The sequence below is a fragment of the candidate division KSB1 bacterium genome, from assembly GCA_022566355.1.
Classification (GTDB): domain Bacteria; phylum Zhuqueibacterota; class JdFR-76; order JdFR-76; family DREG01; genus JADFJB01.
The window spans coordinates 21,222-27,347 of sequence record JADFJB010000056.1; the positions used below are offsets into that span (position 1 = coordinate 21,222).

Here is a 6,126-nt window from a genome sequence, read left to right on the forward strand (position 1 = left end):
TTGAATTAAAATTGGTTAAAACAGCAGTTAATATTAGGTTAGGTTAGATAAGTTCACATAACAAATACATAATAGTATACTCTCCATGAAACGATACCTGTTAACCGGTAGCATTGGCTTTTGTTTAACAAGCCTGTGTGTGTTTGCAACCGTCGCTTTCGCAGAAAGATGGATGTACGAAAACCTGGGCATTACCGGAGCTTACCTGGTCTGGACTGTTCTGTTCATTGGACTGGGAGGTGCGGTACTGAGGCCGTTAGTAAAAGATTCAATTCGGGCAGTAAAGTTTTATACTATATTTGCAATTGGATTCTTTTTGTATGCGGTTGGTTGGACAGGTGCCTATTTTACTTTGCGCGGTGTTGTCGGAGAGTGGGTGGGTTCATTTGTTGGGTCTATTTTGCTAGGACTGGTATTTGTAGTTGGATTCGGTACTTGGCGAGTTGCATTAAGATTATGTACAGTACTGTTCATTTTAAACTCAATTGGGTATTTTCTTGGTTCAGCTCTGAATGCCTCAATTGGAGGTCAGGGTGGAATGTTGCTCTGGGGCGTTGCTTATGGTCTATTTTTAGGGGCAGGTCTCGGAATGGCGTTATATCTTGTGCAAAACAGTATCAAAGAAGTAATCTAATTGAAATACAATTCAAATGGTAAGGTTTTTATATCCATTAAAATCGTTTCCAATTCTCAACTACTCAGAGATTTCAATTTTTCTTTCTGGATTGTCTTCATTTTCAGTCCATCGACTGGGATTTTGTTGTATATAATTTCTGACATGCCATAATTCTTTTTCATTTCTAATGATTCTGTCATAATACCTGGGTTGCCAGGTAAAGAACTGTGCAGATAATTTTCTATTTACAAATTTCGTAACGGCAGATTTAAAGGATCTAATCACGGATGGTAATGACCCACGTTTCGGAGAAATACGGGAGAATTGTGCGGTATTTGTTATGGAGACGTTGCATGCAACGTCTCCACGATTGGAATTTACCATATTCTCATCATCGATATGATCAATAACAATAATGCCATGTACGTGATTGGGCATTATGATGCATTCATCCAATTTTATAAAAGGAAAATGCCTGGGTATTTCCAGCCAACAATATTCGGCAATATTTCCAATTGCTGATAAAATAACCTTGCCATGTTCTATTTGACCCAATACACATTCACGGTTCTTGACGCAGATTGTGACAAAATAATTTCCATTTCGTGAATAATCCCAACTATGCAACCGAGTAGATGGAATACGGTATTTATTTTTGAATAGGTTGTCAGTCATTCATAAAACCATGTAAAATATTATCTATATCTATGGTAATCGCTATACCCCTGTTACTTAATCGAGCCCGTTATATTTTAACTTTATAAACCCTGACCATTTCCTCTACATCTTTTTTATTCTTAATACTCATCAGATAAAAATATCCATGTTTAAGGCATCATTAGTAAAACCATTAAAGAATACTACAAAAGTCACGACAGAATAATTGCAGCTAGTTGCTTTTAAAATCAATCCAATATAGTTCACTTTAATTCCCATTCTTCAGATGTGTTTTTAGTAATAGGGGTTTAACACACCCCTCTACCCACATAGACTAACTAGTGTCTGACCGAAAACTCATCATTTGTCATTTCGACGAAGCGAAGCTGAGGAGAAATCTTTTTCACGAAATAATGCTAAGATATTAAAATTATAGAAACTTATAAGATTTCTCTCCCGCCGTGTGGCGGGATCGAAATGACAATGAGTGGTATGGGCAAAGAGTTTTCGTTCAGATACTAACTATAAACTATACAATCTTCAACAGCACACATGTCAAGAACTTTATATACTGTTTACAACTATTGCTCAAACAATGACTCAAGACAGTAATAAATCTTAAGTTTCAATTCATAAAACGGTAGTTAGTTTTAAAAAGAGTGTATTGCCCTGATCGGAGCGCTCACCAAATTCTGCAGTTCCACGCTGGAATGCGATCTGGAAAGTGCCAAAAGGCGGTCGATACCTGTACACAAAAACAGCCTGTATATTTTTTCGATCAATAATAGAATTGGTTTTAAAAAAAACCTTCATAAAAAGATCACGTGTAAAAAAATGATTTGCAGTCAAGACATGGATCCAGGTGCTTTCTTCTTCAGGATCCGGATCTAAAAACAATCTTTCCAGCTCATACTCAATGGCTAGTTTTTCAGTAATCTTGTATCCCGCCTTCAAAGCATTAAACAGCAATTTGATCGATCCGGACTCTCATATATATCAATTGGAATGTTTTTGACTGTGATTGCTAGCATAGCTATATCCTTAATGTTAGTTTTATTTTTACATTATTTAGGAATTTATCAATATAGGAGGGAATAAATCAACTGGAAAGACATATTCCTTTTTTTAGAATTAATAACTATTGTGAACAAAGCAAGTGGAAAATAATTCACTTATGCCAACTCCAACAGGCGATCTAACGAGGTGGAAACATAAAGTGGTTTAATCGTATTGTTCAGAGCTGATAATCCAATCCGGTTATGCCAATAAACCGGCATCCCAACTCTCATAGCTCCAGCCACATCCGCAGCAGAACCGGCGACAAATAATACTTCCGCTGCAGGAAATCCTAATCTCTCCAAGGCCAGCAAGTATGGCTTTGGATTTGGTTTGTAGTAACCAGCTTCCTCAGATGTGACTACAATTTGAATGGATATTCCAGTACAAGGAATCGCTATTTTTGCAAGTTCAATGGATGAATTTGTAACAACAGCAATGGGAATTTTCAGGTTCAATTTATTTAGCACAGAATGTGTCTCCGGCCAGGGTTCCAAGTAACCCCAACGATCGATTATTTGATCTGAATGCGTGGAGGAAAGGCCTACCTGTTGAGCCGATTTTTCGATGATTGAATCATAGGAAAGGTACTTACCAGCTTTGTAAGTAAGTTCAAGATATTTTTGACGCCAGGCTAGACCGGTTTTCTCTGAGCCGGCTACATTATTCCATAGTTTCCAGGAGTTCAATAAAGCTGTGTAAAGATCAAAGAGTACCGCTTTGTATTTTGGTCCAGGCATTAAATCCGGTTGCTGATATATCTTGAATTAAAGCATTCGAATTCGATGGTTCTCAGATTCAAACCTAATCTGCGGATAAGAGTTGCCCAAGTCTCTTAATTCCTTCCTCGATTTGTGATTCCGGAACATAGCTATAGCAAAGCCGCATTCGTTCTTTCCCACTACGATTATGATAAAAAGCCGGTCCTGGTACATATGCAACGGATGATCCTTCAATTGCTTTTGGTAAAAGCGCTTCAGTGTCAAAGTGTTTTGATAAAGTAACCCAGGTATAAAACCCACCTTGAGGTTTTGTCCAATGTGTATCTTGAGGGAAGTGCTTTTCAAGAGCAGCTAACATGGCATCTCTTTTTCGTCGATAAATCTCAATTGCAGCTGATGTTTGTCGTTGAATTAGCCCTTTTTCAGCAAAAGAAAACAGTAAATATTGTCCGATAGTTGAAGCACACTGATCCTGGCCTTGCTTGGCCAATATCAACGTGTTAATTAATTCTTTCGACGCAGTTATCCAGCCTAAACGTACACCCGGGTTAAAGATCTTTGAGAAGGTATTGATATGAATTACATTCTGAGGGTCTAGAGATGCTAACATTTGCGGTGATTGACCTTCAAAACATAAATCGCGGTAAGCTTCATCTTCAATAATTGGCACACAATATTCGTTGGCGATTTGTATGATTTTATTTCGTCTATCTTCTGAAAGTGTAACACCGGATGGATTTTGAAAAGTGGGGACCAAGTAAATAAATTTAGCATGCTGTGAGTTTTGTCTTAAGTTTTTAAGGGTCGCAAGTAGTGCCTCTGGTTGCATTCCTTTATCATCCAGTGGAATGCCGGCGAATCGCGCCTGGTAACTTTTAAAAACATGGAGGGCGGCTACATAAGTTGGTTCACCTACAATAACAACATCACCAGGGTCAATGAATACTTTACAAACCAGGTCTAACGCTGCAATTCCACCTGTTGTTACCAGGCATTCTTCAAGTTTAGATTGCCTGCCTGACAAAGTCATACGTTGTGCCAGCCAATCTCTAAGAGGAGCAATACCGGGGATAGGCCCATAACCAAGAACAGTAGGTCCTCTTTGAGTTATTATTTCTTCAAAAATTTCTTTGATTTCTTCCAGGAAAAATGTTGTCGGATCCGGAAGACCGCCGGCAAAAGAAATGATCTCAGATCGTTCAGCCAGTTTTAAGATAGCGACTACATCGGAATGTCCTATTGCATCGATGCGACTTGCGTAGAGATGACTCCAATTCAATTTTGTTAGCCCTATATAAAGAAATTATTCATGATCAACAAGATAAACAAAATTAAAATAATAGATGAAATAAAAACGAATCAACTTAGCTATTTGTTTTTTTCATGAGACTAATCAAATTACAATGAGCAATGAGCAATTAGCAATTTACGATGATCGATGACCAATTAAGAATGATCAATAATCTGGTGCTGGGTATAAAAGTGGATGGTCTTATTTCAGAACAAATTGGTCAATATCCATTTTCATGAATCAAAGTAATATACCTTTACCTAAGTTTGTATCGAAACGTAATGGTCCCCTCAACTGGATCTTGCGGTACATTACGGGGCAGGGGATTGAACTGCCAGCGCGTAAATGCAGATAAAGCATTCGCTTCTAAAACCGCGTCATATTTCATGATTGGGATAATTTGAGCGACATGGCCGTTTGCCAGGACTTTAAATCTAAATTTGATCAGCGCTTCTTTATTGTATCCTTGCGGGTACTCTGGCAATATTTTTATCAGGATCTTTCTTTCCGCAGCTTTTCCTTCAATCTCGAATAAACTGGATTCAATTCCCGGGTTTGACCCTGCATTCGGTTGTGTTTGGTCTTTCAGGTTACCCGGTTGGAAATCTTCCTTCTCCTCTGTAAAAGTACCTGGTTTAAAAGTCTCTTTTGCAGTCCCTTCTTTTTGTGGAGTTACTGAAGGAACTACACCGGGGGTTCTTTTTTTATTCGTTACCGCTTGTAAATCAGGTGTTTTGTCTTCAAGCATTCTTCGTTTGGGAAGCTGAATTTCTTTGGGGACACCAACTTCATCTACTGTTTTCTCTTGTGGGGCAGGATCTTCTTTCTTTTCAATCACCGGTTCCGTGCGGGGTTTAACCGGTCGTTTAGTTGGTTGGCCGGTCCGGACAAAATTAATTTCAACAAACTCCGGTAGGCTTAAACTGGTAGAAACAGTCGTAAAATAGAAAATCAATAAAAGAAGGATATGAGCCAATCCTGAATAAACAAATGTTTTCCCCAGGCTTTGGTTATGCCCTTGGTTTTCTAAATTGCCGGATTTTTTAGGTTCGTCTTCCAAATTATCAACTATCCAAATTAATCATCAAATTTGCCACAAGGCGTAAAGTTGCCAAAGCAATATTCATTAATATCTAAAATTTGTTTAAGCAAATCATTATTATTTCATACCTAAAAACTCTGTGATTTTGTGTCTTTGAAGCAACGAATTCACACCTTCAAATTGGATTCGTTGCGATGACAAACTTTTCAGCTCCTGCCAGCTTTATGATGTCAATCACTTCAATGGCCTTTTCCAGTGTCAATCTTTTATCTGCCTGAATCACCACAACCAGACCGGCATTTTTTTGCAAAAGTTCACGAATGCTTTGACCCAATTCATTTTTCTGAAGTCGTTCTTCATTAAGAAAGATCAAGCCATCTTGTGTTATGGTTAAAAATATTTTCCCTTCGGTATCAACAGGGGTTGGCGTCGCTTTCGGTAATTGAACTTTGATACCAGGCTGTACTACAAATGAGGATGTAAGCAGAAAAAAAATGAGAAGGAGAAAAACGATATCCGTTAATGAAGCGGCCGTAAAGGTCGTGATTCTTTTGTTTTTATATTCAAATTTCATGTTTTACAATCTCCTTTTCACGAACCATTTCGAGGAGACTATAAGAACTTTCTTCCATTTCAAACACGTTTCGGGCAATTTTTCCCTGGATATAGTTATAAAACACCAAAGCTAGCGAAGGAATAAGCGCTCTGGGTATTCCATAAGCGCCTATGCCTTTAGCACCTA

Annotated in this window: 8 protein-coding genes; 1 reads left to right on the top strand and 7 read right to left on the bottom strand. The window is 38.2% G+C overall.

The window, feature by feature from the left end; translation table 11 throughout:
• Positions 1-85: 85 nt before the first annotated feature.
• Complete coding sequence (locus IIC38_11305) at positions 86-634, top strand: hypothetical protein (GenBank protein MCH8126536.1); 549 nt, start codon at positions 86-88, stop codon at positions 632-634.
• A gap of 60 nt (positions 635-694) precedes the next feature.
• Here IIC38_11305 and IIC38_11310 read toward each other — a convergent pair whose 3' ends face one another.
• From IIC38_11310 to IIC38_11340, 7 genes are all read right to left on the bottom strand, one after another.
• The gene (locus tag IIC38_11310) at positions 695-1,291 is read right to left on the bottom strand and encodes a transposase (protein ID MCH8126537.1); all 597 of its coding nucleotides are present in this window, start codon (positions 1,289-1,291) and stop codon (positions 695-697) included.
• 612 nt (positions 1,292-1,903) lie between these two features.
• The gene (locus IIC38_11315) at positions 1,904-2,242 is read right to left on the bottom strand and encodes a hypothetical protein (protein MCH8126538.1); all 339 of its coding nucleotides are present in this window, start codon (positions 2,240-2,242) and stop codon (positions 1,904-1,906) included.
• A 203-nt stretch (positions 2,243-2,445) separates the two neighbouring features.
• Positions 2,446-3,069 (bottom strand): HAD-IA family hydrolase, encoded by a 624-nt coding sequence (locus IIC38_11320; protein MCH8126539.1) that lies wholly within the window; start codon positions 3,067-3,069, stop codon positions 2,446-2,448.
• Positions 3,070-3,133: 64 nt separating this feature from the next.
• Positions 3,134-4,330, bottom strand: coding sequence for a PLP-dependent aminotransferase family protein (locus IIC38_11325; GenBank protein ID MCH8126540.1), 1,197 nt, complete (start codon positions 4,328-4,330; stop codon positions 3,134-3,136).
• Positions 4,331-4,598: 268 nt separating this feature from the next.
• A complete protein-coding gene (locus IIC38_11330) occupies positions 4,599-5,402 on the bottom strand; it encodes an energy transducer TonB (protein MCH8126541.1) in 804 nt (267 codons plus the stop codon).
• 157 nt (positions 5,403-5,559) lie between these two features.
• The gene (locus IIC38_11335) at positions 5,560-5,958 is read right to left on the bottom strand and encodes a biopolymer transporter ExbD (protein MCH8126542.1); all 399 of its coding nucleotides are present in this window, start codon (positions 5,956-5,958) and stop codon (positions 5,560-5,562) included.
• On the bottom strand, positions 5,948-6,126 hold a 179-nt coding region (locus IIC38_11340), incomplete at its 5' end, for a hypothetical protein (protein ID MCH8126543.1). The genes IIC38_11340 and IIC38_11335, both read right to left, overlap by 11 nt.